The following is a 24,243-nucleotide window of genomic DNA, read 5'->3' on the forward strand; positions in this document are numbered from 1 at the left end:
GAATCAGGCGGCCGGCTGGTTGCTCAGGCAACTCTTCATGAACGCCTTGCGATCGTCGCCCTTCTTGCCGGTGGCCTGCGTGTTGCAGGCCTTCATCTTGTCCTGCTGCGACATCTTCTTGTCAGCCGCCGGCTTCGCCGACAGGCAGTCCTTCATGAAGGCCTTGCGATCGTCGCCCTTCTTGCCGGCCGCCTGGGCGTTACAAGCTTTCATCTTGTCCTGCTGGCTGCTCTGCGCGAAAGCGGGGGAAGCCAGCATGCCGCCGACGAGCAGCGCGGCCACGAGCGATTGGATCTTCATTTCGACACTCCCTTTGGGTGAGTTTGCGTGATCGCAAATCAACATGAAAACAACAAAACGGCACTTCCTATAACGCGGGCGACGACATGCGCGTTGACGCTCGCGCAGTCCGAAGCATCCCGAAACGATGCTCGCAAACCCGGACACCGGCGTCGCCACTACCGGTCGCGGGCCGCGAGCCATTACAATCGCGCGCATGAATTCACCGAACACTTCCTCTGATGCGTCGCCGGCGCTGCCGCGCATCGCCGTTCTCGCCACCGGCGGCACGATCGCGGGCGCGGCGCCCGACGCGACGAGCACGGCCGGCTATCAGGCCGGCGCGCTCGGCGTGAACTTCCTCGTCGACGCGGTGCCGGCGCTCGCGTCGATCGCACGCGTCGACGCCGAGCAGCTCGCGAGCATCGACAGCAAGGATCTCGCGCTGCCGCTGTGGAACGCGCTCGTCGCGCGCATCGACGCGCTCGCGGCCGACGACGCGATCGACGGCATCGTGATCACGCACGGCACCGACACGCTCGAAGAAACCGCGTACGCGCTGCATCTGACCGTGAAGCACGACAAGCCGGTCGTGCTGACCGCCGCGATGCGCCCGGCGACCGCGCTGTCGTCCGACGGCCCGCTGAACCTGCTGAACGCGGTGACGGTCGCCGCGCATCCGGGCTCGCGCGGGCAGGGCGTGCTCGTCGCGTTCAACAACAAGATCCACTGCGCGCGCGACGTCGTGAAGACGAGCACCTACGCGGTCGACGCATTCCATTCGCCGGAGCTCGGCGTGCTCGGCTGGGTGCAGGATGGCCGCGTCGAGTTCGCGCGCCGCGCAACGCGACCGCACACGCGCGATTCTCAACTGGCGATCGGCAATGCGTGGCCCGCGGTCGAAATCGTCACCAGTTACGCGGGTGTATCGCGCACGGCGGTCGACGCGTTCGTCGCGGCCGGCGTGCGCGGGCTCGTCGTCGCGGGCACCGGCAACGGCTCGATCCACGCGACGCTGCAGGCCGCGCTCGCCGAAGCGGCGAAGCGGGGCGTGGCGGTCGTGCGCGCGTCGCGAGTCGGCTCCGGGCACGTGATGAAGAACGGCGCCGCGAACGACGACGCGCTCGGCTTCGTCAGCGCGGGCTCGCTGAACCCGTTCAAGGCGCGCGTGCTGCTGATGCTCGCGCTCGCGAACGGCGTGACTAGCCGCGACGCGTTGCAGGCGATCTTCGACACGTACTGACGCACGCGCCACGCGCGGAAAAAGGAAAAGGCAGCCAGACCGGCTGCCTTCTCTTCATGCTCGACGGACGTTGAGACCGGTCACGACGCCTGCGGCGGAATCACGAGCTTCTGGCCCGGATAGATGCGATCCGGGCTCGACAGCATCGGCTTGTTCGCTTCGAAGATCGCGTTGTACTGATTCGCGTCGCCGTACTGCGCGCTCGCGATCGCGGACAGCGTGTCGCCGCTCTTTACTTCGTAGAACGTCGCTTCAGCCGATGGGCTGTCGACGGTGAGCGCGTCGTCGTTGACGGCCGTGACGCCCTGCACGTTGCCGGACGCGACCTTGACCTTTTCCTTCGTCGCCTGGTCGGCAACGTTGCCCGACAGCGTGACGGTGCGCGAAGCACCGTCGAACGCGACCGTCAGATTCGACGTGTCGAGGCCTTGCGTGGCGACGTAGTTCTTGATCGCATCGGCCGCGGTCTGATTCGCGCTGGCCGGATCGGTTTCGGCCTGCTTGTCGCTCTCGCCCAGCAGCTTTTCACCTGCTTCCTTCAAAAAGGAAAGAAGACCCATCGCTACACTCCTTCAAATGATTGAAATTCAGAGGTGCCGTGAAGTGGCGTGGAAAACGCCGCGTGAACCCGGCGCTGCCCCGGAAGGTGTGGCGAGAGTGTAGGCGTGCCGCGCGTCATTTGCATGAAAAATCGCGCGCGCGAACGTCAAGAAATGTAATACGGGAAGCGGGCTGATGAACGAATCCGACAGACGGACACCCGACGACGACGTCTGACCGACCAAGGCTTCCCCGGCGCCGCCGGGTGCCGCTGCGGACCCCACCCGCCGCTCCCAGCCCGGAGCGGCGTTTTTCGTCTCGTCGCGCTGCGGGCGCGGCGGGACGTCCCACCGATGTGCGCGGCATGTGCCGCGCGAAGCGATCCGGCATCGCGCGCGGATCGCGGAAAGCTGGCGCGCGCCGCCTGTTGCAGTGCGTTGCTGCGTGCGCCGTGTACTGCTACTTGCGCGTCAGGCGTTCTTCTTGCCGGCGTCCTGGCCGATCTCGAAGTTCGACATGATCTCGAGCGCGCGCACGAGGCCCGAGTGGTCCCATGCCTTGCCGCCGTGCGATGCGCAGACACTGAACAGCTGCTGTGCGCTCGCGGTGTGCGGCAGCGCGAGGCCGAGCTTGCGCGCGCCGTCGAGCGCGAGGTTCAGGTCCTTCTGGTGCAGCTCGATGCGGAAGCCCGGATCGAACGTGCGCTTCGTCATCCGCTCGCCGTGCACTTCGAGAATGCGCGACGCGGCGAAACCGCCCATCAGCGCGCGGCGCACGCGTTCCGGATCGGCGCCCGAGCGCGCGGCGAACAGCAGCGCTTCGCCGACCGCTTCGATGTTCAGCGCGACGATGATCTGGTTCGCGACCTTGCAGGTCTGGCCCGCGCCGTTGTTGCCGACGAGCGTGATGTTCTTGCCCATCAGCTCGAACAGCGACTTCGCGCTGTCGAACGCCTTCTCCGGGCCGCCGACCATGATCGTCAGCGTCGCTTCGCGCGCGCCGACTTCGCCGCCCGAGACCGGCGCGTCGAGGTAGTCGCAGCCGAGCGCGTTGATCTGCTTCGCGAATTCCTGCGTGTCGAGCGGCGAGATCGAGCTCATGTCGACCACGAGCTTGCCGGCCGTGAGGCCCTTCGCGACGCCGTCGTCGGCGAACAGCACGTTGCGGACGTCGGGCGTGTCAGGAACCATCAAGACGATGACGTCGGCGTTCTGCGCGACTTCGGTCGAGTTCGCGACGACCTTGGCTTTCGCGCGCAGATCGTCCGGCACCGGGAACGCGCCGTTCACGACGAGCTGGTGGTCGCCCTTGAGCAGGTTGCGCGCCATGTGCGAGCCCATGATGCCGAGGCCGATGAAACCGATGGTTGCCATGTTCTAAGTCTCCAGAATGGGTGGAATGCGATGTCGGAACGGTGAGGCGCTTACGCCGCCGCGCGTGCGGAGCCGGGTGCGCAGCCGGCGACCGTCTGCAGCCAGCCGAGCCCTTCCGTCGTGGTGGTGCGCGGCTTGTACTCGCAGCCGACGTGGCCAGCGTAGCCGATCCGGTCGAGCAGCGCGAACAGGAACGGGTAGTTGATCTCGCCCGTGCCCGGCTCGTTGCGGCCCGGATTGTCGGCGAGCTGGATGTGCCCGATCGACGCGAGGTTGCGCTGGATCGTCGCCGCGAGCTCGCCTTCCATCCGTTGCATGTGATAGATGTCGTACTGCAGGAACAGGTTGTCCGAGCCGACCGCGCGGATCACGTCGAGCCCTTCGGACGACTTGTTCAGCGCGAAGCCGGGGATGTCGTACGAATTGCACGGCTCGACGAGCAGGCGGATGCCTTCCTGCTTCAGCGCGTTCGCCGCGAAGCGCAGGTTGTCGACGATCGTGACGAACGTCGTGTCGCGCGCGACGCTGGTGGACGGAATACCGACGAGACAGTTGACCTGCGGTGCCTTCAGCGCCTTCGCATAGTCGATCGCGCGGCCGACGCCTTCCTGGAACTCGCCGACGCGGTCGGGCAGGCACGCGATGCCGCGCTCACCCTGTTCCCAGTTGCCGGCGGGCAGGTTGTGCAGCACCAGCTTGAGACGATGCGTGTCGAGCTGCTCGACGAGTTCCTCTTTCGTGTACGGATAGGGGAACATGAATTCGACGGCGTCGAAGCCCGCGTCGGCGGCCGCCTTGAAGCGGTCGAGGAACGGCACTTCGTTGAACAGCATGGTCAGGTTGGCTGCGAATTTCGGCATGAGTCTGTCTCGTCGGTCGGTCAGTCGGTTGGTCAAAAAAGGAAGCGTCAGTCGAGCATCGAGATCGCGGTCGGCGCGTCGATACCCTTCTCGGCGAGCTCCTCGAACTCGTTGATCGCGTCGATCTCGGTGCCCATCGAGATGTTCGTCACACGCTCGAGAATCACTTCGACGACCACCGGCACGCTGAAGTCGGCGGCGAGCTGCTTCGCCTGCTCGAGCGCCGGCGCGATGTCTTCCGGCTTCGTCACGCGCAGCGCCTTGCAGCCGAGGCCTTCAGCCACCGCCACGTGATCGACGCCGTAGCCTTCCAGTTCCGGCGCGTTCACGTTGTCGAACGCGAGCTGCACGCAGTAGTCCATGTCGAACGCGCGCTGTGCCTGACGGATCAGGCCCAGATACGAGTTGTTCACGACGACGTGCACGTACGGCAGTTTGAACTGCGCGCCCGCAGCCAGTTCCTCGATCATGAACTGGAAGTCGTAGTCGCCGGACAGCGCGACGATCGGACGCTTCGGATCCGCGGCGCGCACGCCGAGCGCAGCCGGAATCGTCCAGCCGAGCGGGCCGGCCTGGCCGCAGTTGATCCAGTGGCGCGCCTTGAACACGTGCAGGAACTGCGCGGCGGCGATCTGCGACAGGCCGATCGTGCTCACGTAGCAGGTGTCCTTGCCGAACACCTTGTTCATTTCCTCGTACACGCGCTGCGGCTTGACCGGCACGTTGTCGAAGTGCGTCTTGCGCTGCATCGTGCGCTTGCGCTCCTGGCACTCCGCAACCCACGCGCCGCGATCCTTCAGCTTGCCGGCGGCCTTCCATTCCTTCGCGACTTCGACGAACAGCTCGAGCGCGGCCTTCGCGTCCGACACGATGCCGAGATCCGGGCCGAACACGCGGCCGATCTGGGTCGGTTCGATGTCGACGTGCACGAACTTGCGGCCCTTCGTATAGACTTCGACGCTGCCGGTGTGGCGGTTCGCCCAGCGGTTGCCGATGCCGAGCACGAAGTCGGACGCGAGCATGGTCGCGTTGCCGTAGCGGTGCGACGTCTGCAGGCCGACCATGCCGGCCATCAGCGGATGGTCGTCCGGAATCGCGCCCCACGACATCAGCGTCGGGATCACCGGCACGCCGATCGTTTCGGCGAACGTGACGAGCAGGTCTTCAGCGGCTGCATTCAGCACGCCGCCGCCGGACACGAGCAGCGGCCGCTCGGCTGCGTTCAGCATCTCGAGCGCCTTCTCGATCTGCGCGCGGGTCGCCGCGGGCTTGTACGCGGGCAGCGGCTCGTACGTGTCGATGTCGAACTCGATCTCGGCGAGCTGCACGTCGATCGGCAGATCGACCAGCACCGGGCCCGGACGGCCCGAGCGCATCAGGTGGAACGCCTGCTGGAACACGCGCGGCACGAGCGCCGGCTCGCGCACGGTGACGGCCCACTTCGTGACCGGCTTCGCGATCGACTCGATGTCGACTGCCTGGAAGTCTTCCTTGTACAGACGAGCGCGCGGCGCCTGGCCCGTGATCGCGAGGATCGGAATCGAGTCGGCGGACGCCGAGTAGAGGCCAGTGATCATGTCGGTGCCGGCGGGGCCCGACGTGCCGATGCACACGCCGATGTTGCCCGGATTCGCGCGGGTGTAGCCTTCGGCCATGTGCGATGCGCCCTCGACGTGGCGCGCGAGCACGTGGCTGATGCCGCCCGTCTTGCGCATCGCGGAATAGAACGGGTTGATCGCTGCACCCGGCACGCCGAACGCGGTGTTGATGCCTTCCTTCTCAAGCACGAGCACGGCTGCGTCGACTGCTCTCATCTTGGCCATGAAATGTCTCCTTGAATGGTGGGATTCGTACGGTTGAAGACACTTTAGGGACGCCAGAAAGGTTTGATAAGATCAGCCCCAGTCGCTTATTTCGAAACTAAAAGTATGGAATGACGGCCTGACAGGCGTTTGGAGGAAAGGGGGATGGATCGCTTCAAGCAGATCGAGACGTTCGTGCGCGTCGCGGACGCGGGCAGCCTCGCGGCCGCTGCGCTCGGCGAGGGCGTGTCGCCGGTCGTGCTCGGGCGGCGTATCGACGCGCTCGAGAAGCGGCTGGGCGTGAAGCTGATATACCGGTCGACGCGCCGGCTCGTCGTCAGCGAGGAGGGCGCGGCGTTCCTCGAGCGCTGCCGCGGGCTGCTCGCCGAATGGGACCAGGCCGAGAACGAGCTCGCGGCCGGGCGGCGCGCGGTCAGCGGCCATCTGATCGTGTCGGCGCCGGCCGCGTTCGGCCGCAAGCACGTCGCGCCGCACGCGCCCGTGTTCCTCGCGGGCAAGCCGGAGCTGCAATTGTCGTTCAATCTGACCGACCGCGTCGTCGATCTGGTCCGCGAAGGGTATGACCTGTCGATCCGGATCGGCGGCGCGGTCGATCCGAACTTCGTCGCGGTGAAGCTCGCGTCGAACCGGCGCGTCGTGTGCGGGACGCCCGACTACTTCCGCAGGCACGGCCGCCCGGAGACGCTCGACGACCTGCAGAAGCACAACTGCCTCGCGTTCAACCTGCAGGGTGGCCAGAACCGGGGCTGGTATTTCCAGCGCGACGGCAAGATCGTCACGATCCGCGTGAGCGGCAATCTGGACTGCAACGACGGCGAGCTGCTGCACCGCTGGGCGGCGGAAGGGCTCGGGCTCGGCTGGCGCTCGACGTGGGAGATCGCGCGCCAGCTCGAGACGGGCGAGCTCGAGACGGTGCTCGACGAATACGCGCTGCCCGACTACGACATCCTCGCGGTCTATCCGCAGCAGCGCTACGTGCCCGCGCGCGTGCGTTATTTCATCGACTATCTGCGCGACGCGTACGCGCGGCCGGGGTACTGGAGCAGCGAGCCGTAAGGGTTCGGCTGGTTCGGCTCGCCGTTCGGCCTGCCGCGATCGCCGCTTGGCCGACGACGCACGCCGCTCATCTGCCCGTGCCCCAAGCCGCGGAAGCATACCGGCTCACGCGCACGGTCATTCCGGGAATATTTTTCGTCGAGGCGGGAATAAACTCGGGCCGTGGCCGGTATGGTTCGTGACGGGCGCGCACGCATCGGGCGGCGCGCGATCATCGGACGACGCGGCTCGCGGCGGCGCGCGGGCACGGGAGGGGATGTGGGGCAAATCGGCCGAATGGTCGACGAACGCGGGACGGCGCGCGACGACGCGCGCAGCCGGCGCTTCCAGGCGCTCGCGCTGCCGCATCTGGACGCCGCGTACAACCTCGCGCGCTGGCTGTCGGGCAGCGCGAGCGACGCGGACGATATCGTGCAGGAGGCGTTCATGCGCGCGTTGCGCTTTCTCGACACGTTTCGCGGCGACGACGCGCGGCCCTGGCTGCTGACGATCGTGCGCCATACCTGGTACACCGAATGGCGACGCCGGGTGGCCGCGCACGAGGTGGCCGAGGCCGAAGTCGGCGACGCGGCGCTCGACGACTGGCGCGACGCGGCGGACGATCCGCAGACGCTGCTGATTCGCGGCGAGGATGCGCGCCGCGTGCACGACGCGCTCGCGCGGCTGCCGGCCGAGTACCGCGAGGTGCTGGTGCTGCGCGAGATGGAGGATCTGAGCTATCGCGAGATCGCGGCGATCGCGGACGTGCCGCTCGGCACGGTGATGTCGCGGCTTGCCCGCGCGCGGCGGCGGCTCGCCGTGCTGCTCGCGGGGGCGTCGTCGGGCACGTCGTCCGGCACGACGTCTGGCGCGCCGACCGCGAACGACGGAGCGGCATCGGAGGCTGTCGATGGACTGTAACGAAGCACGTCCGCTGCTCGATGCGGATTTCGACCGCGAGTTGTCCGCGCCCGACGCGCTGCGCGTGCAGCGCCACGTCGACGCGTGCGACGCGTGCCGGCGCGAGCGCGACGCGCTGGCGGCACTGCGGCATGTGGTGAAAGGCGCGGACTATTACCGCGCACCGGACGCGCTGCGCGCGCGGATCGTCGCGGGGCTGGCGGCCGAACGTGCGGGCGAACGCGATCCGGTTTCGACCCGGCCCGCACCGGCGGACGCCGGCCGTCGCGCACCGGCGCGCAGGCCGATGATCCCGGCGATCCCGGCGATCCCGGCGATCCCGGCCGGCTGGGTGGCGCTCGCCGCGCTCGTGCTGGGCGCGGCGGGCGGCGCGGCGCTGACCGCGCAGCGGCTGACGGCGGACCGCTTCGCCGACGAACTGGTCGAGAGCCACGTGCGCGCCGGGCTGTCGGCGCGCGACATCGACGTGGTGTCGAGCGATCGCCACACGGTGAAGCCGTGGTTCAACGGCCGCCTCGACTATGCGCCGCCGGTCGCGGATCTCGCGGCGAGCGGCTTCCCGCTCGCGGGCGGGCGGCTCGACTACGTCGGGCAGCGCCGCGTCGCGGTGCTCGTCTACCGCTACCGGCAGCACGTGATCGACGTCTACGTGATTCCGGGGTCGGATGACTTGTCGATGCGCACGGCGACGCGGCAGGGCTACGCGCTCGCGCGCTGGCGGGCGGCCGGCATGACCTGGTGGGCGGTGACCGACGCGGAGCCGGCCGCGCTCGATGCGTTCCGGGCCGCGCTGGACGCCCGGCTCGGCGCGCCGCGCACCGAGTGAGCGCGCGGCCGGGCCGCTGCGCCGAAGCCGCGGTGCCCAAATACCAAGTCGTTGAAAACACGTCCGAAATGAGCGGAAAGGTGAGCGGCGCAACGTCCGAAATAGTTGCATGCGCCCCGCATTCGGGTTACACTCTTCGGCTTCTCACTTGCCACACCGGTTCGACGCTCGGGTGGCTTTAATCCACAAGGAGTGTGTATGCGTCATTACGAAATCGTCTTCATCGTGCATCCCGATCAGAGCGAGCAAGTGCCCGCGATGATCGAGCGCTACAAGTCCACGATCACGTCGCACGGCGGCCAGATCCACCGTGTCGAAGACTGGGGCCGTCGCCAGCTGGCCTACATGATCGAGAAACTCGCGAAGGCTCACTACGTCTGCATGAACATCGAGTGCGACCAGACGACGCTCGACGAACTCGAACACGCGTTCAAGTTCAACGACGCCGTGCTGCGTCACCTCATCGTCAAGATGAAGAAGGCCGAGACCGGCCCGTCGCCGATGATGAAGGAAGTTCAGCGCGAAGAAGCCAAGAAGGCGGCTGCAGCGCAGTCGGCCGAAGCGCAGGCTTAAGACTTTTAGCCATTAAGCCACCAGGGAGCGCGCCACTCACGTGAACAGGCTGCAGTTGACCGCGAGCGTCGTCGAGCGCGCACCGGTGCGGTACACCCCCGCCGGCGTTCCGATCGCAAGCGCGACACTGCATCACCGCACGGAAGTCGTCGAGGCAGGCATTGCCCGTCAGGTCGAAATGACGATCGAGGCGGTGGCGGCCGGCGCGGCGAGCGGCAGGCTGGAGAGCTGCGAAATGGGCGTCGAGACGCTGTTTTCGGGCTTTCTGGCGAAAAAGAGCCGCAACGCGAGAACCCTGGTGTTTCACATCACAGAATTGCAGGACATTGGAAAGGACTGAATCATGCCCCGCCCGACTGGTAAGAAATTCGACAAGCGTCGTCAGCAGCAAAACCCGCTCTTCAAGCGCAAGAAGTTCTGCCGCTTCACGGCAGCCGGCGTCGAGCAGATCGACTACAAGGATACGGAAACGCTGAAGGACTTCATCGGCGAAAACGGCAAGATCACGCCGGCTCGCCTGACGGGTACGAAGGCGCACTATCAGCGTCAGCTCGACACGGCAATCAAGCGCGCGCGTTTCCTCGCGCTGCTGCCGTACACCGATCAGCACAAGGCGTAATTCGGCGACGCCATAAGGAGAATTCGAATGCAAATCATTCTGTTGGAAAAAGTCGCCAATCTGGGCAACCTCGGCGACATCGTCAAGGTCAAGGACGGTTACGCTCGCAACTTCCTGATCCCGAACCGCAAGGCTCGCCGTGCAACGAAGGACGCGATCGCCGAATTCGAAGTGCGCCGCGCGGAACTCGAGAAGGTCGCCGCTGAAAAGCTGGCCGCTTCGCAAGTCGTCGGCGAGAAGCTGAACGGCCAGACGTTCGAGATCACGCAGAAGTCGGGCGTCGACGGCCGTCTGTTCGGCTCGGTCACGAACGGCGACATCGCGGAACTGCTGAAGAAGGCAGGCTACGACGTCGAGAAGGCCCAGGTCCGCATGCCGGAAGGCCCGCTGAAGATGATCGGCGAGCACGGCGTTCAGGTCGCGCTGCACACGGACGTCGTCGTCGACGTCACGGTCAACGTGATCGGCGACCACGCGTAAGCACATGCAGTCTCGCCGGGCGGCGCGCCGCCCGGGCGACGCAGGGCAGGAGCCCGGGCAACCGGCTCCTGCCTTTTTGTTTTCCGGCGCCCAACTGGCGAAGCCGCGCTCAATTCGCGATAATCCCAACCCATGAACGCGCCGCAAGATCCTCAAATCGAATCGCTGAAAGTCCCGCCGCACTCGGTCGAGGCCGAGCAATCGGTGCTGGGCGGCCTGCTGCTCGACAACGCAGCATGGGACCGGATCGCCGACTTCCTGTCGCAGGGCGATTTCTATCGCTACGACCACCGGCTGATCTACGAGCACATCGGCCGGCTGATCGCGTCGACGCGCCCGGCCGACGTCGTGACCGTCTACGAGGCGCTGACGACGTCCGGCAAGGCCGACGACGTCGGCGGGCTCGCGTACCTGAACGCGCTCGCGCAGAACACGCCGAGCGCCGCGAACATCCGCCGCTATGCGGAGATCGTCCGCGATCGCGCGGTGCTGCGCCGGCTCGTGTCGGTCGCCGACGAGATTTCCGCCGACGCATTCAATCCGCAGGGCAAGGAAGTCCGCCAGTTGCTCGACGAGGCCGAGTCGAAGGTGTTCTCGATCGCCGAGGAAGGCGCGCGCGGCAACCAGGGCTTCCTCGAGATCGGGCCGCTGCTCACGCAGGTCGTCGAGCGAATCGATACGCTGTACCACACCGCGAATCCGAGCGACGTGACCGGCACGCCGACCGGCTTCGTCGATCTCGACCGGATGACGTCGGGGATGCATGGCGGCGAGCTGATCATCGTGGCCGGACGGCCGTCGATGGGCAAGGCGCAGCCGCTCGATGCCCGGATCAGGACGCTCGACGGCTGGAAGCGCATGGGCGACGTCGCGGTCGGCGACGCGCTGGCGTCGATCGACGGTGCGCCGTCGATCGTGACCGGCGTCTATCCGCAAGGCGAGCGGCAGGTGTTTCGCATTCGTTTTTCCGACGGGCGTTCGGCCGAGTGCTGCGACGAGCATCTGTGGCGCGTGCATTATCGCGAATGGCCGGCGCCCCGCGTGCTGAGCACGGCGGAGATCCGCACGCTGCTGACCCGCGAGCGCTACCGGAACCGCCTGTGGATCGATATGCCGACCGGCGATTTCGGGCATCGCGACGCGCTGCCGGTCGATGCATGGGTGCTCGGCGCGCTGCTGGGCGACGGCGCGCTGGGCGGCACCGCGGTGCGCTTCAGCGTGAAGACCGAAGACACGCTGAACCGGATGCGCGAGCGGGTCGGGGCCGAGCTCGAACTCGAGTATGCCGGCCAGTACGACTGGCGCATCAAGCGTCGTTCGGGCGAGGGGATCGTCCGGCCGCGCGTCAATTCACTGAAGGCCGCGCTCGAGCAGTTCGGGCTGTGGGGGCGGACCAGCTACGACAAGTTCATTCCGCGATGCTATCTCGATGCGCAGCGTGATGTCCGGCTCGATCTGCTGCGCGGATTGCTCGACACCGACGGCTGGGTCGAATCGTGGGGGAGCGTGCGTTATTCCACCGCGAGCGTGCAACTCGCGCGCGACGTCTGCGAACTCGCGCGTTCGCTCGGCGCCTGGTGCTCGATTTCCGAGAAGCAAACCAGCTTTACCCGCGATGGTCAGCGGCAGGCGGGCGCAACGGCCTACCAGTGCACGATCAGCCATCCGGATCCGCAAAGTCTGTTCCTGTTCCAGGGCAAGCGCGAGCGTTTGACCGAAGGGCGCTCGCGCCGCAAGCTGCCGGTCATTGCGTCGATCGAACCGAGCCGGCGCGCGCCCGCGCAGTGCATCTCCGTGTCGCATCCGTCGCGCCTCTACCTGACCGACGACTACGTGGTGACGCACAATACCGCGTTCTCGATGAACATCGGCGAATACGTCGCGGTCGAGTACGGGCTGCCGGTCGCGGTGTTCTCGATGGAAATGCCGGGCACGCAGCTCGTGATGCGGATGCTCGGCTCGGTCGGCCGGCTCGACCAGCACCGGATGCGTACCGGGCGCCTGACCGACGAGGACTGGCCGAAGCTCACGCACGCGGTGCAGAAGATGAGCGAGGCGCAGCTCTTCATCGACGAGACGGGCGGCCTGAACCCGATGGAATTGCGCTCGCGCGCGCGGCGCCTCGCGCGGCAGTGCGGGAAGCTCGGCCTCATCATCGTCGACTACCTGCAGCTGATGTCGGGCTCGTCGCAGGGCGAGAACCGCGCGACCGAAATCTCGGAAATCTCGCGTTCGCTGAAGAGCCTCGCGAAGGAGCTCGACGTGCCGGTGATCGCGCTGTCGCAGCTGAACCGCGGCCTCGAGCAGCGGCCGAACAAGCGCCCGGTGATGTCGGATCTGCGCGAGTCGGGCGCTATCGAGCAGGACGCGGACGTGATCCTGTTCATCTATCGCGACGAAGTCTACAACCCCGACAGCCCGGACAAGGGCACTGCCGAAATCATCATCGGCAAGCAGCGTAACGGTCCGATCGGGCCGGTTCGACTCACGTTCATGGGGCAATACACGAAGTTCGATAATTTTGCGGGTGCGCAGAACTTCTACGGCGAGTAACGCCGGTTTGTAAACCCCCCATTCGCCGACGTTGTATCGACGCGCGCGGAAACGCGCGTCGCGCGTCGCCGCGCGAGCGAAAACTGTACAATGTCGCCGATTTTCATGACAGCAGTTTGACCATTTTTCAGGAATCCCATGTTCGGTCGATTCATGCCCTCCGAGGGCAAGTTCTTCGAAATCTTCAATGCGCACGCGAATTTCATCGTGTCCGGCGGCCGCGAGCTCGAGCTGCTGATCGACAATCTCGCCGACGCCGAGATTCACAAGCAGAACGTGCAATCGGCCGAGAAAGCCGCCGACAAACTCACGCACGAAGCGATCGATCTGTTGCACAAGACCTTCATCACGCCGCTCGATCGTGACGAGATCCACAAGTTGATCACGACGATGGACGACATCCTCGACCTGATGGAGGACGTCGCCACGGCCGTGTCGCTGTACGACGTGCGCGCGGTCACGTCGGAGGCGAGCCAGCTCGCGCACATCGTCACGCAGTCGGTGCAGCACGTGCAGCAGGCGGTGTCGCTGCTGTCCGACATGAAGCAGTCGCGCCAGATCCTGAAGGCATGCGAAGAGATCGATCGCTGGGAATCGGAGGCGGACCGCGTGCTGCGCTCGGCGATGTCGAAGCTGTTCCGCGAAGAAGACGACGTGAAGACGCTGATCAAGCTGAAGGCGATCTACGAGCTGCTCGAAGAGACCACCGACAAATGCGAGGACGTCGCGAACATCATCGAAGGCATCGTGCTGGAAAACGCCTGAGCCGAACACGATGCATTCAATACAACTCGCCCTCTGGATAGTCGCGGCGCTGGTGCTCGTCGCGCTCGTATTCGATTTCATGAACGGCTTTCACGACGCGGCGAACTCGATCGCCACCGTCGTGTCGACCGGCGTGCTGAAGCCGCAGCAGGCGGTCGCATTCGCGGCCGTGTTCAACGTCATCGCGTATTTCATCTTCCACCTGAAGGTCGCGCAGACCGTCGGCAAAGGGACGATCGATCCCGCGATCGTCGATCATTACGTCGTGTTCGGCGCGCTCGTCGGCGCGATCGGCTGGAACGTGATCACCTGGTACTACGGGATTCCGTCGAGCTCGTCGCACGCGCTGATCGGCGGCCTCGTCGGCGCGGCGGTCGTGAAGTCGGGCTGGGGATCGCTGAACGTCGACGGGCTGCTGAAGACGGTCGCGTTCATCTTCATCTCGCCGCTGCTCGGCCTCGTGCTCGGCTCGCTGTTCATGCTCGGCGTGTCGTGGCTGTATTTCCGCACGCCGCCGAGCAAGGTCGACCGGCGCTTCCGGCGGTTCCAGCTCTTCTCCGCGAGCCTCTACAGCCTCGGCCACGGCGGCAATGATGCGCAGAAGACGATCGGTATCATCTGGATGCTGCTGATCGCGACCGGCTATTCGTCCGCGACGGCCTCCGCGCCGCCCGCGTGGGTGATCGCCGGCTGCTATCTGTCGATGGGCCTCGGCACGCTGTTCGGCGGCTGGCGGATCGTTCGCACGATGGGGCAGAAGATCACGAAGCTGAAGCCGGTCGGCGGCTTCTGCGCGGAAACGGGCGGCGCGCTGACGCTGTTCATCGCGTCGTTCCTCGGGATTCCGGTGTCGACCACGCATACGATCACCGGCGCGATCGTCGGCGTCGGCGCGACGCGCAAGCTGTCCGCGGTGCGCTGGGGCGTCGCCGGCAACATCGTGTGGGCGTGGGTGCTGACGATTCCGGCGTCCGCGCTGATCGCGGCGGGCGGGTGGTGGCTCGGACACAAGATCTTCTGAGCGCGCCGGTCCGCTGACTCCGCCGACGTATGCAGGCGCCGCGTGCCGAAGGGCTGCGGCGCTTTTTCCATGGTGCGGCGTGGGTTGCGGTGCGTGCGGATCAGTCGCTGCCGTTCGCGAAACGCGCGATCGGGTCGTCGCCGGTGCGGGTGCCGGCGTTCACGGGCGCCGACTGCGTCGACGCGCGCAGGACCTGCACCGGGTCGGGCGCGCGTGCCCCGGCCCCGGCCGGGCGGCCGGCCGCGCGGGCCATCGACGGTGGCGGCGCGAACGTATCGGAGGTCGCGGCGCCCGGCAGGTCGCTGGGGTTGACCGCGACGGTCGGGATCGACGTACCGGTGTTCCGCACGCTTTCGTCGCTCGACGCCGATGCGGCGGCCGGCTCAGTGGCCAATTCAGCGGTCGACTCAACGGCTGGCGCGACCGTAACGGCTGCCGCCGACTGCTGTTGCGCGGCGGCGAAATGCGCCGGTGGCGGCTCGTATGGATCGGCCGAGGCCGATGCGGTCGCGCCGCGCGACGGAACCGGTGCTGGCATTGGCGCCGCGACCGGCATCGGCGCACGCGCCTGCGCCGCGACAATGGGCGCAATGGCAGGCGAGGGCGAGGGCGCGACCACGGGCGCCGGAGCCACCGCCGCCGCGAGCGCCGGCTCAGCCTGCGGCGGCGCCGCATTGCGTCGCGCTTCGTAGGTTGGCGAATCAAACGGCGTCGCGCGCGGCGGCGCGACGCGGCGAATCCCGTCGAAGCGCTTCGCCCAGTACGGATTCGTCAGGTAGTCGAGCCGCACGGTGCCGCCGGTCGACGGTGCATTCACGAAGCGCAGTTTGCCGACGTAGATGCCGACGTGCGAGTGCGGCCGGCCGGTCGTGTTGAAGAAGATCAGGTCGCCGGGCGCGACCTGGTCGGGCTCGATCTCGACGCCGCGACCGCTCATGTCGGCGGTCGTGCGCGGCAGGTTCACGTCGGCCGCGCGGCCGACCACGTAGCGCACGAGTCCGCTGCAGTCGAAGCCGCTCGCCGGCGTGTTGCCGCCCCAGCGATACGGAACGCCGACGAGGCTCATCGCCTGGATCGAGATTTCTTCCTGACCGACGCTGTGGTCGACGAAGTGCGGGAAATCGGCGGGCGGCTTGAACGCGCGCGGCGTCGTGATCGTCATGCCGTTGGTGCGCGCCGATTGCCGCGGCACGCTCGAGCAGGCGGCGAGCAGCAGGACGACGAGGACGGGGCAAATTCGACGCATGAGAAGCGGGCGAACGCGATGCGCTCACCAATCGTATGACGGCAGCAAACCGGATAGTAGTCCGTGCGGCAGGGCTTTCGCAACCGTTCCTGAGAATTTACTTGAAGTTTTGCGCAAGAACGTGGCGAGCACGTGACGCCGGGCGCCGCGATTTTTTCCGGCCCCAAAAATAAAAAACGGCGCCCCGAAAGCGGAGCGCCGCGATGTGCCGTCGAAACGGCGGCAGGCGTTACAGAATCTCGGACGCGTAGTCGGCGAGCCGCGAGCGTTCGCCGCGCGCGAGCGTCACGTGGCCGCTGTGTCCCCAGCCCTTGAAGCGGTCGACGACGTAGGTCAGGCCCGAACTGCCTTCGGTCAGGTAAGGCGTGTCGATCTGCGCGATGTTGCCCAGGCAGACGATCTTCGTGCCCGGGCCCGCGCGCGTGACGAGCGTCTTCATCTGCTTCGGCGTCAGGTTCTGCGCCTCGTCGATGATCACGTACTTGTCGACGAACGTGCGGCCGCGCATGAAGTTCATGCTCTTGACCTTCAGCCGCGAGCGGATCAGCTCCTGCGTCGCCGCGCGGCCCCATTCGCCGGCCGCATCGTCGGTCTTCTGCAGCACTTCGAGGTTGTCGTCGAACGCACCCATCCACGGCTGCATCTTCTCTTCCTCGGTGCCCGGCAGGAAGCCGATGTCCTCGCCGACCGGCACGGTCGCGCGCGTGACGATGATCTCGTTGTAGCGCTTGTCGTCGAGCACCTGCGCGAGGCCGGCCGCGAGCGCGACGAGCGTCTTGCCGGTGCCGGCCTGGCCGAGCAGCGTGACGAAGTCGATCTCCGGGTTCATCAGCAGGTTCAGCGCGAAATTCTGCTCGCGGTTGCGCGCGGTGATCCCCCACACGTTGTTCTTGTGGTGGCTGTAGTCGCGCAGCGTCTGCAGCAGCGCCGTCTTGCCGTTCAGCTCGCGGACGATCGCGTGGAACGTCGGCTCGCCATTCTGCGGCTCCAGGTAGACGAACTCGTTGACGAGCATCGACATGACGAGCGGGCCCGTCACGCGGTAGTACGTCGTGCCGGTTTTCGTGTCCTGCCAGCTCTCCATGCCCTTCGCGTGCTTCGCCCAGAAGTCCTGCGGCAGCTCGCGCACGCCGTTATAGAGCAGGTCCTTGTCTTCGAGAACCTGATCGTTGAAGTAGTCTTCGGCGGGCAGGCCGAGCGCGTGCGCCTTGATCCGCATGTTGATGTCTTTCGACACCAGCACGACCTGGCGGTCCGGCCGGTCGCGCTGCAGCGCGCGCACGACGCCGAGGATCTGGTTGTCGGCCTTGCCTTCCGGCAGACCTTCGACGGGCGGAATGTTCGTCAGCGTCGTCTGGAAATACAGGCGGCCGAGCGCGTCGCGGCTGCCGAGACGCGACAGCGGAATGCCCGCGGTGATCGGGCCTGCGTCCGCGACGAGCTGGTCGAGCGTGCGGCTCACCTGGCGCGCGTTGCGCGCGACTTCCGACATCCCCTTCTTGTGATTGTCGAGTTCCTCGAGCGTCATCATCGGCAGATAGACGTCGTGTTCCTCGAAGCGGAAGAGGCTGCTCGGATCGTGCATCAGCACGTTCGTATCGAGCACGAACAGTTTCTGGATCTCGGCCTCGGCGGACTTGCGGCCGCGCGACTTCGGCGCCTTGCCGGTCGCGGCGGCTGCGGTGGGCGAAGCGGCCGCGGCCGGCTGCGGCACCGCCGGCTTCTCGGCGCGTGCGAGCGGCGCGGCGGGTTGCGTGGCGGGTGGCACGGCCTCGGCGGGCACGGCCTGCAGCAGCGCGGCGGTCTGTTTCGTCCTGCGGCCGCGCGCGGGAGCGGGCGCGGCGTCCTGAGCCGAAGCGGATGCGACCGCGTTGACCGCCCGAAGCGGGGCGGCGACATTCGCGGCGGGTGCCATTGGCTGGGCCACGTTCGCCGGGCCGTAATCGCCGGCGGCAGCGGTGGCGGACAGGTCCCCTTCGGCGGATTTCTTCGCGGCTTTCGCGGGTCGCGCTTTCGCCTTGTATTCGTCGGGCGGCAGCAGGCTGCCGAGCTTGCTGGGGGGGGTAGGCAAAGGCATGGTGTCCCTCGGGAGGAATCGTATCGCTTGGGATGCGCCGCTGATCGCATCCTGCAACGCTCGTGGCATGCAGTTTGCGCGCGGTGGCGCACGGGAATGTCGAAGTGCCGGTTCGCCTAAATGTCGATCAGCTCCTTGATGCGGTGAGTGGCCGGCTCGCATGCCGGCGCGCGAACATAAAAAAAGCCGCTACCCCGTCGACCGGGACAAGCGGCTCGGCTTCTATGATCATCGCGCTGCGCGTCACAGGCCGGACAGCATCGCAACGACTCCCGGCGCAGCTACGAGAAAAATGGGGCGAACAGGCATTCATTGCGGCCCAATATAGCGCGGGTCAAAGCGCTTGTACAGCACTTAGCACGTCGTCGACATGGCCCGGCACTTTCACGCCGCGCCATGCCTGACGGAGCACGCCGTGAGCGTCGATCAGGAACGTCGAGCGCTCGATACCGCGCACTTCCTTGCCATACATTTTCTTCATTTTGATGACATCGAACAGCGCGCACAGCGCTTCGTCGCCATCGGAGACCAGCGGGAACGGCAGCTCGAGCTTCGCCTTGAAATTGTCGTGCGAGCGCAGGCTGTCGCGCGACACGCCGACGATTTCCGCACCGGCCTGCTTGAACTTCGGATACAGCTCGCGGAATTGCAGCCCTTCGGTCGTGCAGCCGGGCGTGTTGTCCTTCGGATAGAAATACAGCACGAGCTTCGTGCCGCGCAGCGCGGCCAGCGAGAACTCGCCGCCCGTGGCGGGCGCGGTGAAATCGGGAACCTGGCGGTCTACTTCGACGGACACGTGACTCTCCTGACGGGTGGGCGGCGCGGCGGATGACGCGCGCCGGGGGAAGGCGGGAGCGCGCGGCGTCGCGCGCGCATGCTCAGTCGGGCTGGACGATCAGTTCGCCCGAACGGCCCGGGATCTCGCCCCAGGTGACAGGGTACGATGGCAGCGTGTCGCGGTCCAGCGTCGCCGCGTAGTCGCCCATGGTAGCGAACGTATGACCCTGTGCGCGCCAGCCCGCGAGCAACTGCTCGAACACCGGCGCGAGCTTCTGGCCTTCGAGTTCCGCGTGCAGCGTGAAGACCTGGTCGTGCGGATTCGTCTCGGTGAACTTCAGCAGATGCGTGGCGACGTTGTGCGTGTCGATGCCGTCGACGCCGAGCACTTCGTCGAGCGTCGGCAGCGTCGTCGGCATCTGCACGTGCGCGAGCGTTCTGCCGCGAACGACCGGCAGATACGGCCCGTGCCCGCGGCCGTCGGATGCATAGCGCATGCCCCATGCGTCGATCTGCTCGAACGCGGCCTCGTTCATCTGCCAGCCGGCTGCGCCGTGCGTGGCGGGCGGCGCGCCGAACACCTCGACGAAGCGCGCATGGCTCTTGCCCATCTCGCGCGCGGTCCAGTCGCGGTCGCGCTGGCGGACGTTGTCCTGCCAGAGCACGTGATCCCACGTGTGGATCCCGCATTCGAAGCCGGCCTCGTGGATCGCACGCATGTCGGCGACCGCGCGGCGGCCGATGTCGGGGCCGGGCAGCAGCACACCGTACATCAGCTGCTTCACGCCGTAATGCTCGACGACGGACGTGCGCGACACCTTCTTCAGGAAGCCCGGCCGGAACACGCGCCGCAGCGCCCAGCCGGTGTGATCCGGACCGAGGCTGAACAGAAAGGTCGCGCGCGCGTTGAAGCGATCGAAGATGCGCGCGAGGTTCGGCACGCCTTCGCGCGTGCCGCGCAGCGTGTCGACGTCGATCTTGAGGACGATGCGTGCCAAGCGTGTGCCTTCCGTCTCGTCAGCCTTGCTGCTGCTCGACGAGCGCGCGCGCCTCGCCGACGTGGCCGCGGTACGCCTCGAAGATCTTGCGCAGTGCGTCGTCGAACGTCGAGCCCGGCGCCCAGCCGAGCTCCTGCATCGTGTTGTCGATCTTCGGCACGCGGTTCTGCACGTCCTGATAGCCGTTGCCGTAGTACGCGCCCGACGTCGTCTCGACGAGCTGCACCTGCTTGGCCGACTCCGCGTACTCGGGGTACTCGGCCGCGAGTTCGAGCATCTTGTGCGCGAGTTCGCGCACCGAGAAGTTGTTCTTCGGATTCCCGATGTTGTAGATCTTGCCCGTCGCGATGCCGTTCGGGTTCTCGATGATCTTCATCAGCGCGCTGATGCCGTCGTCGATGTCGGTGAACGCGCGCTTCTGCGAGCCGCCGTCGACGAGGCTGATGTTCTCGCCGCGCACGATGTGCCCGAGGAACTGCGTGACGACGCGCGAGCTGCCTTCCTTCGGCGTGTAGATCGAGTCGAGGCCCGGGCCGATCCAGTTGAACGGGCGGAACAACGTGAAGTTCAGGCCTTCCATGCCGTAGCCCCAGATCACGCGGTCCATCAACTGCTTCGAGCACGCGTAGATCCAGCGCGGCTTGTTGATCGGGCCGTAGGTGAGGGCGGACGCGTCCGGGTCGAACTGCTCGTCCGCGCACATCCCGTAGACTTCGGACGTCGACGGGAACACCAGGTGCTTGCCGTACTTGACGGCCGAGCGCACGATCGGCAGGTTCGCCTCGAAGTCGAGCTCGAACACGCGCAGCGGCTGCTTCACGTAGGTGGCGGGCGTCGCGATCGCGACGAGCGGCAGGATCACGTCGCACTTCTTCACGTGATACTCGACCCACTCCTTGTTGATCGTGATGTCGCCTTCGAAGAAGTGCATCCGCTCGTGCTCGACGAGGTCCCCGAGCCGATCGGTCTGCATGTCCATGCCGAACACTTCCCAATCGGTGGTTTCAAGAATGCGTTTCGACAGGTGATGGCCGATGAAGCCGTTCACACCGAGGATCAGGACTTTTTTAGCTTTCATGAATGACGGGAAGATTGAGTGAGCTGCGCGAACGCGGCGGGCGACACGACGGTTTCTTCGCCGTCGCGCGGCTGCCGCAGTTCGAGAATGGAGATGGCGCGGCCGTCGCCGCAGACGCCGAGTAGCGCATTATCGCTTACCGCGAGGCCCGGCGGCAAATCCGCCGCGGCGCGCGCGGCCGCGCTGCCCGGCGCCGCGAGCCGCGCGCGCGCGACGATGAAGCGCACGCCGTCGAGGTCGGTGAACGCGCCCGGATAAGGGGGCGCGACCGCGCGGATCAGGTTGTACACGTGGGCCGCCGGCTGCGTCCAGTCGATCCGGCCGTCCTCCGGCTTGCGGCCGCCGTAGTAGCTGCCGGCCGCGAGATCGTTCGGCAGGTGCGGCGCGTCGCCCGCGAGCAGCGCGGGCAGCGCGCGCCACAGCGTCTGCTCGGCCGCGACCGTGACCTTGTCGAACACCTGCGCGGCCGTGTCGTCCGGCAGGATCGGCACTGCGGTCTGGCCGACGATCGCGCCCGCGTCGGGCTTCGCGGCCATCTCGTGCAGCGTCGCGCCGGTCTCGGTCTCGCCCTTCAGCACCGCCCAGTTCGTCGGCACGCGGCCGCGATACTTCGGCAGCAGCGATCCGTGCACGTTGTACGCGCCGCGCGGCGCGAGCGCGAGCAGGTCGACCGGCAGCATGTGCCGGTAGTAGAACGAGAAAATGAAATCGGGCTTCGCGTCGGCGACCGCGCGTCGCGCGTCGTCGCTCGCCGGGTCGGCCGGCGTGATGACCGGAATGCCGTGCTCGGCCGCGACCGATGCGACGCTGCCGAACCAGATGTTCTCGCTCGGATTGTCCTCGTGCGTGACGACGAGCGCGACGTCGACGCCGCGCGCGAGCAGCACCTGCAGGCAGCGCACGCCGACGTTGTGATATGCGAAGACGACGGCGCGCGGCTTCATCGCGACACCTCCTGACTGGCGGGTAGCGTGACGCCGGGCGCGCCGTTGCGTTGCTCGAGCACCATGTGGATCAGGTAGCGCGGCCGCGCGCGCACCTGCTGGTAGATGCGGCCGATGTACTCGCCGAGCAGCCCGAGCGCGAAGATGATCACGCCGAGCAGGAAGAACGTGATCGCGAACAGCGTGAACACGCCCTGGACTTCCGCGCCGACGATGAAGCGCCGCACGAGCAGCAGCACGAAGAGCGCCGCGGAGCCGCCCGACAGGATCACGCCGATGAACGACAGCCACTGCAGCGGCACGACCGAGAAGCCGGTCACGAGATCGAAGTTCAGGCGGATCAGGCTGTACAGCGAATACTTCGATTCGCCGGCGAAGCGCTCCTCGTGCGCGACCTCGATCTCGGTCGGGTTCTGCGCGAACGTGTACGCGAGCGCCGGGATGAACGTGTTCACTTCGCCGCACTGGTTGATCGTGTCGATGATGCGGCGGTCGTACGCGCGCAGCATGCAGCCCTGGTCGGTCATCTTGATCCGCGTGATGCGCTCGCGCAGCCGGTTCATCGCCATCGACGCCTTGCGTCGCCACAGACTGTCCTGCCGCTGCTTGCGGATCGAGCCGACGTAGTCGTAGCCCTCGCGCATCTTGTCGATCAGCTTGCCGATTTCCTCGGGCGGGTTCTGCAGGTCCGCGTCGAGCGTGATCACGATCTTGCCGCGCGATTGCTCGAAGCCCGCGAGGATCGCCATGTGCTGACCGTAATTGCCGTTCAGCAGCACGATGCGGGTCGTGTCCGGACGCGCGCGGAACTGGTCGGCGAGCATCGCGGCCGAGCGGTCGCGGCTGCCGTCGTTGATCAGGATCACTTCGTACGACGTACCGAGCGCGTCGAGCGCCGGGTAGAGCCGCGAAAAGAGCGCGGCGAGACCGTCTTCCTCGTTGTACACGGGGATGACGATCGAGACTTCCGGCAGTCCGGCGTCCGGGCGCCGGCCGTCCGGATTCCCGTCGCGTGATTCAATGTGACTCATGTCCGGTTATTTTCCGTATTGTTCGCAAATCTGATTGGTGGCGTCGACCACGCGCGCGACGTCGTGTTCCGTCATCTGCGTGAAGAGCGGCAGCGTGACCGTCGACGCGCCGTACCGCTCCGCGTGCGGGAACATGCCCTCCCTGAAGCCGAGCGCGCGGTACAGCGAGAACAGATGGATCGCCGGGTAGTGAACGCCGGTGCCGATCCCGTGCTCCTTCATCCGCGCCATGAATTCGCCGCGCGTGATCGACAGCGCGTCGAGCGGCAGCGTGATCTGGAACATGTGCCAGTTGCCGTGCTCGAAGTCCGCGACCGGCAGCCCGATTCCGCGCTTCACGGCCGCGCCGCCATCGAACGCCGCGAAATATGCGCGCGCGAGCGCGCGGCGCGTGTCGGTAAAGCGCGCGAGATGCGGCAACTGGCCGAGGCCGACGCGCGCGGCGACGTCGGTCAGGTTGAACTTGCCGCCGAGCACGTCGCAGTCCATCCCGTCGAAGCCGGTGCGCGTGATCCCCTGCAGCCGGTATTTCTGCGCGAGGGTCGCCTCGTCCTCGTCGTTCAGCACGAGCGCGCCGCCCTCGATCGACGTCAGGTTCTTGTTCGCGTGGAAGCTGAACGACACCAGATCGCCGATCGCGCCGATCCGCTTGCCGCGCCACGTCGAGCCGAGCGCCTGCGCGGCGTCCTCGATCACGCGCAGCTTGTGCGCGTGCGCGATCGCGTACAGGCGGTCCATGTCGACCGGCAGCCCGGCCAGATACACGGGGATGATCGCCTTCGTGCGCGGCGTGATCGCGCGCTCGACGAGCTCGAGGTCGATGTTGCGCGTGAGCGGATCGATGTCGACGAACACGGGCGTCGCGCCGGTCTCGAGAATCACGTTGCTCGTCGAGACCCACGACGCGGGCGTCGTGATCACCTCGTCGCCGGGGCCGACGCCCGCGATGCGCAGCCCGATCTCGAGCGTGCAGGTGCCCGAGTTGAACGTGCGCACCGGGCGCCCGCCGAAGTACTCGGACAGCGCGGCCTCGAAGCGCTGGTTCTGCGGGCCGGTGGTGATCCAGCCGGAGCGCAGCACCTCGGCGACGCCCTGAATGGTGTCCTCGTCGATCTCGGGGCGGACGAAAGGCAGGAACGGAACGGCAGTCTGGCTCATGAACGCTTGGCTCGTAATGGCGT

24 protein-coding genes are annotated in these 24,243 nt (G+C 66.7%); 11 read left to right on the forward strand and 13 right to left on the reverse strand.

From position 1 onward, the window contains the following. Window positions 1–3 precede the first annotated feature (3 nt). Window positions 4–300, reverse strand: a complete 297-nt coding sequence (locus tag HZI36_RS17930; protein WP_179403994.1) for a PsiF family protein — start codon at window positions 298–300, stop codon at window positions 4–6. A gap of 196 nt (window positions 301–496) precedes the next feature. Here HZI36_RS17930 and HZI36_RS17935 point away from each other — a divergent pair, with 196 nt between their 5' ends. Then, window positions 497–1,522 (forward strand): asparaginase, encoded by a 1,026-nt coding sequence (locus tag HZI36_RS17935; RefSeq protein WP_179403995.1) that lies wholly within the window; start codon window positions 497–499, stop codon window positions 1,520–1,522. A gap of 80 nt (window positions 1,523–1,602) precedes the next feature. On the opposite strand, the gene lysM is transcribed toward HZI36_RS17935, so the two are convergent. The 4 genes from lysM to gcl form a co-directional block, all read right to left on the reverse strand. Then, the gene (gene lysM / locus HZI36_RS17940) at window positions 1,603–2,082 is read right to left on the reverse strand and encodes a peptidoglycan-binding protein LysM (protein ID WP_179403996.1); all 480 of its coding nucleotides are present in this window, start codon (window positions 2,080–2,082) and stop codon (window positions 1,603–1,605) included. 450 nt (window positions 2,083–2,532) lie between these two features. Further along, a complete protein-coding gene (locus tag HZI36_RS17945; RefSeq protein ID WP_179403997.1) occupies window positions 2,533–3,435 on the reverse strand; it encodes a 2-hydroxy-3-oxopropionate reductase in 903 nt (300 codons plus the stop codon). 50 nt (window positions 3,436–3,485) lie between these two features. Continuing rightward, entirely contained in the window at window positions 3,486–4,295 is an 810-nt protein-coding gene (gene hyi, locus HZI36_RS17950) for a hydroxypyruvate isomerase (RefSeq protein ID WP_179403998.1), read from the reverse strand. A gap of 47 nt (window positions 4,296–4,342) precedes the next feature. Further along, window positions 4,343–6,118 carry a glyoxylate carboligase gene (gene gcl / locus HZI36_RS17955; RefSeq protein ID WP_179403999.1) on the reverse strand — a complete coding sequence of 592 codons (1,776 nt, stop codon included), beginning with the start codon at window positions 6,116–6,118 and terminating at the stop codon, window positions 4,343–4,345. 144 nt (window positions 6,119–6,262) lie between these two features. Here gcl and HZI36_RS17960 point away from each other — a divergent pair, with 144 nt between their 5' ends. From HZI36_RS17960 to HZI36_RS18005, 10 genes are all read left to right on the forward strand, one after another. After that, entirely contained in the window at window positions 6,263–7,174 is a 912-nt protein-coding gene (locus tag HZI36_RS17960) for a LysR family transcriptional regulator (RefSeq protein ID WP_179404000.1), read from the forward strand. Window positions 7,175–7,432: 258 nt separating this feature from the next. Then, a complete protein-coding gene (locus HZI36_RS17965; protein WP_425485253.1) occupies window positions 7,433–8,074 on the forward strand; it encodes an RNA polymerase sigma factor in 642 nt (213 codons plus the stop codon). Beyond that, window positions 8,064–8,900 (forward strand): anti-sigma factor family protein, encoded by an 837-nt coding sequence (locus HZI36_RS17970; RefSeq protein ID WP_179404002.1) that lies wholly within the window; start codon window positions 8,064–8,066, stop codon window positions 8,898–8,900. The genes HZI36_RS17965 and HZI36_RS17970 overlap by 11 nt, the downstream gene beginning before the upstream one ends. Window positions 8,901–9,098: 198 nt before the next feature. After that, window positions 9,099–9,473: a 30S ribosomal protein S6 gene (gene rpsF, locus HZI36_RS17975; RefSeq protein WP_179404003.1), complete on the forward strand. Its 375-nt coding sequence runs from the start codon at window positions 9,099–9,101 to the stop codon at window positions 9,471–9,473. 40 nt (window positions 9,474–9,513) lie between these two features. Further along, window positions 9,514–9,813 carry a primosomal replication protein N gene (priB, locus tag HZI36_RS17980; protein ID WP_179404004.1) on the forward strand — a complete coding sequence of 100 codons (300 nt, stop codon included), beginning with the start codon at window positions 9,514–9,516 and terminating at the stop codon, window positions 9,811–9,813. A 3-nt stretch (window positions 9,814–9,816) separates the two neighbouring features. Continuing rightward, window positions 9,817–10,092: a 30S ribosomal protein S18 gene (rpsR, locus tag HZI36_RS17985; RefSeq protein ID WP_006486248.1), complete on the forward strand. Its 276-nt coding sequence runs from the start codon at window positions 9,817–9,819 to the stop codon at window positions 10,090–10,092. Window positions 10,093–10,119: 27 nt separating this feature from the next. Continuing rightward, entirely contained in the window at window positions 10,120–10,572 is a 453-nt protein-coding gene (gene rplI / locus HZI36_RS17990) for a 50S ribosomal protein L9 (protein WP_179404005.1), read from the forward strand. A gap of 132 nt (window positions 10,573–10,704) precedes the next feature. Continuing rightward, window positions 10,705–13,125 (forward strand): replicative DNA helicase, encoded by a 2,421-nt coding sequence (gene dnaB / locus HZI36_RS17995; protein WP_179404006.1) that lies wholly within the window; start codon window positions 10,705–10,707, stop codon window positions 13,123–13,125. A gap of 138 nt (window positions 13,126–13,263) precedes the next feature. Then, a complete protein-coding gene (locus HZI36_RS18000) occupies window positions 13,264–13,890 on the forward strand; it encodes a DUF47 domain-containing protein (RefSeq protein ID WP_179404007.1) in 627 nt (208 codons plus the stop codon). Window positions 13,891–13,900: 10 nt separating this feature from the next. After that, entirely contained in the window at window positions 13,901–14,911 is a 1,011-nt protein-coding gene (locus tag HZI36_RS18005) for an inorganic phosphate transporter (protein ID WP_179404008.1), read from the forward strand. A gap of 100 nt (window positions 14,912–15,011) precedes the next feature. Here HZI36_RS18005 and HZI36_RS18010 read toward each other — a convergent pair whose 3' ends face one another. The 8 genes from HZI36_RS18010 to HZI36_RS18045 all read right to left on the reverse strand — a co-directional run bounded on the left by HZI36_RS18010 (window position 15,012) and on the right by HZI36_RS18045 (window position 24,220). After that, window positions 15,012–16,157 carry a C40 family peptidase gene (locus HZI36_RS18010; protein ID WP_179404009.1) on the reverse strand — a complete coding sequence of 382 codons (1,146 nt, stop codon included), beginning with the start codon at window positions 16,155–16,157 and terminating at the stop codon, window positions 15,012–15,014. 229 nt (window positions 16,158–16,386) lie between these two features. Continuing rightward, complete coding sequence (locus HZI36_RS18015; protein WP_179404010.1) at window positions 16,387–18,234, reverse strand: PhoH family protein; 1,848 nt, start codon at window positions 18,232–18,234, stop codon at window positions 16,387–16,389. 334 nt (window positions 18,235–18,568) lie between these two features. Then, window positions 18,569–19,030 (reverse strand): redoxin domain-containing protein, encoded by a 462-nt coding sequence (locus tag HZI36_RS18020; RefSeq protein WP_179404011.1) that lies wholly within the window; start codon window positions 19,028–19,030, stop codon window positions 18,569–18,571. An 82-nt stretch (window positions 19,031–19,112) separates the two neighbouring features. Further along, entirely contained in the window at window positions 19,113–20,009 is an 897-nt protein-coding gene (locus HZI36_RS18025) for a polysaccharide deacetylase family protein (protein WP_179404012.1), read from the reverse strand. A 19-nt stretch (window positions 20,010–20,028) separates the two neighbouring features. Further along, a complete protein-coding gene (locus HZI36_RS18030) occupies window positions 20,029–21,087 on the reverse strand; it encodes a bifunctional UDP-4-keto-pentose/UDP-xylose synthase (protein ID WP_179404013.1) in 1,059 nt (352 codons plus the stop codon). Then, window positions 21,084–22,031, reverse strand: coding sequence for a formyltransferase (locus HZI36_RS18035; protein ID WP_179404014.1), 948 nt, complete (start codon window positions 22,029–22,031; stop codon window positions 21,084–21,086). The genes HZI36_RS18030 and HZI36_RS18035 overlap by 4 nt, the downstream gene beginning before the upstream one ends. Next, a complete protein-coding gene (locus tag HZI36_RS18040) occupies window positions 22,028–23,062 on the reverse strand; it encodes a glycosyltransferase (protein ID WP_179404015.1) in 1,035 nt (344 codons plus the stop codon). Before HZI36_RS18040 ends, HZI36_RS18035 begins: the two co-directional genes overlap by 4 nt. A gap of 6 nt (window positions 23,063–23,068) precedes the next feature. Further along, the gene (locus HZI36_RS18045; protein WP_179404016.1) at window positions 23,069–24,220 is read right to left on the reverse strand and encodes a DegT/DnrJ/EryC1/StrS family aminotransferase; all 1,152 of its coding nucleotides are present in this window, start codon (window positions 24,218–24,220) and stop codon (window positions 23,069–23,071) included. Between the last annotated feature and the right edge of the window lie 23 nt (window positions 24,221–24,243).

Origin of the sequence: Burkholderia guangdongensis (assembly GCF_013403875.1) — a bacterium.
In the GTDB taxonomy this organism is placed as follows: domain Bacteria; phylum Pseudomonadota; class Gammaproteobacteria; order Burkholderiales; family Burkholderiaceae; genus Burkholderia; species Burkholderia guangdongensis.

Coding starts and splice junctions, on each gene's coding strand:
- HZI36_RS18035 (WP_179404014.1), bottom strand. CDS start 22,031: ATGAAGCCGCGCGCCGTCGTCTTCGCATATCACAACGTCGGCGTGCGC.
- HZI36_RS17935 (WP_179403995.1), top strand. CDS start 497: ATGAATTCACCGAACACTTCCTCTGATGCGTCGCCGGCGCTGCCGCGC.
- HZI36_RS17960 (WP_179404000.1), top strand. CDS start 6,263: ATGGATCGCTTCAAGCAGATCGAGACGTTCGTGCGCGTCGCGGACGCG.
- gcl (WP_179403999.1), bottom strand. CDS start 6,118: ATGGCCAAGATGAGAGCAGTCGACGCAGCCGTGCTCGTGCTTGAGAAG.
- HZI36_RS18010 (WP_179404009.1), bottom strand. CDS start 16,157: ATGCGTCGAATTTGCCCCGTCCTCGTCGTCCTGCTGCTCGCCGCCTGC.
- HZI36_RS17945 (WP_179403997.1), bottom strand. CDS start 3,435: ATGGCAACCATCGGTTTCATCGGCCTCGGCATCATGGGCTCGCACATG.
- lysM (WP_179403996.1), bottom strand. CDS start 2,082: ATGGGTCTTCTTTCCTTTTTGAAGGAAGCAGGTGAAAAGCTGCTGGGC.
- hyi (WP_179403998.1), bottom strand. CDS start 4,295: ATGCCGAAATTCGCAGCCAACCTGACCATGCTGTTCAACGAAGTGCCG.
- HZI36_RS18000 (WP_179404007.1), top strand. CDS start 13,264: ATGTTCGGTCGATTCATGCCCTCCGAGGGCAAGTTCTTCGAAATCTTC.
- HZI36_RS17930 (WP_179403994.1), bottom strand. CDS start 300: ATGAAGATCCAATCGCTCGTGGCCGCGCTGCTCGTCGGCGGCATGCTG.
- HZI36_RS18045 (WP_179404016.1), bottom strand. CDS start 24,220: ATGAGCCAGACTGCCGTTCCGTTCCTGCCTTTCGTCCGCCCCGAGATC.
- HZI36_RS18030 (WP_179404013.1), bottom strand. CDS start 21,087: ATGAAAGCTAAAAAAGTCCTGATCCTCGGTGTGAACGGCTTCATCGGC.
- HZI36_RS17970 (WP_179404002.1), top strand. CDS start 8,064: ATGGACTGTAACGAAGCACGTCCGCTGCTCGATGCGGATTTCGACCGC.
- dnaB (WP_179404006.1), top strand. CDS start 10,705: ATGAACGCGCCGCAAGATCCTCAAATCGAATCGCTGAAAGTCCCGCCG.
- HZI36_RS18015 (WP_179404010.1), bottom strand. CDS start 18,234: ATGCCTTTGCCTACCCCCCCCAGCAAGCTCGGCAGCCTGCTGCCGCCC.
- rpsF (WP_179404003.1), top strand. CDS start 9,099: ATGCGTCATTACGAAATCGTCTTCATCGTGCATCCCGATCAGAGCGAG.
- HZI36_RS18040 (WP_179404015.1), bottom strand. CDS start 23,062: ATGAGTCACATTGAATCACGCGACGGGAATCCGGACGGCCGGCGCCCG.
- HZI36_RS18005 (WP_179404008.1), top strand. CDS start 13,901: ATGCATTCAATACAACTCGCCCTCTGGATAGTCGCGGCGCTGGTGCTC.
- rplI (WP_179404005.1), top strand. CDS start 10,120: ATGCAAATCATTCTGTTGGAAAAAGTCGCCAATCTGGGCAACCTCGGC.
- rpsR (WP_006486248.1), top strand. CDS start 9,817: ATGCCCCGCCCGACTGGTAAGAAATTCGACAAGCGTCGTCAGCAGCAA.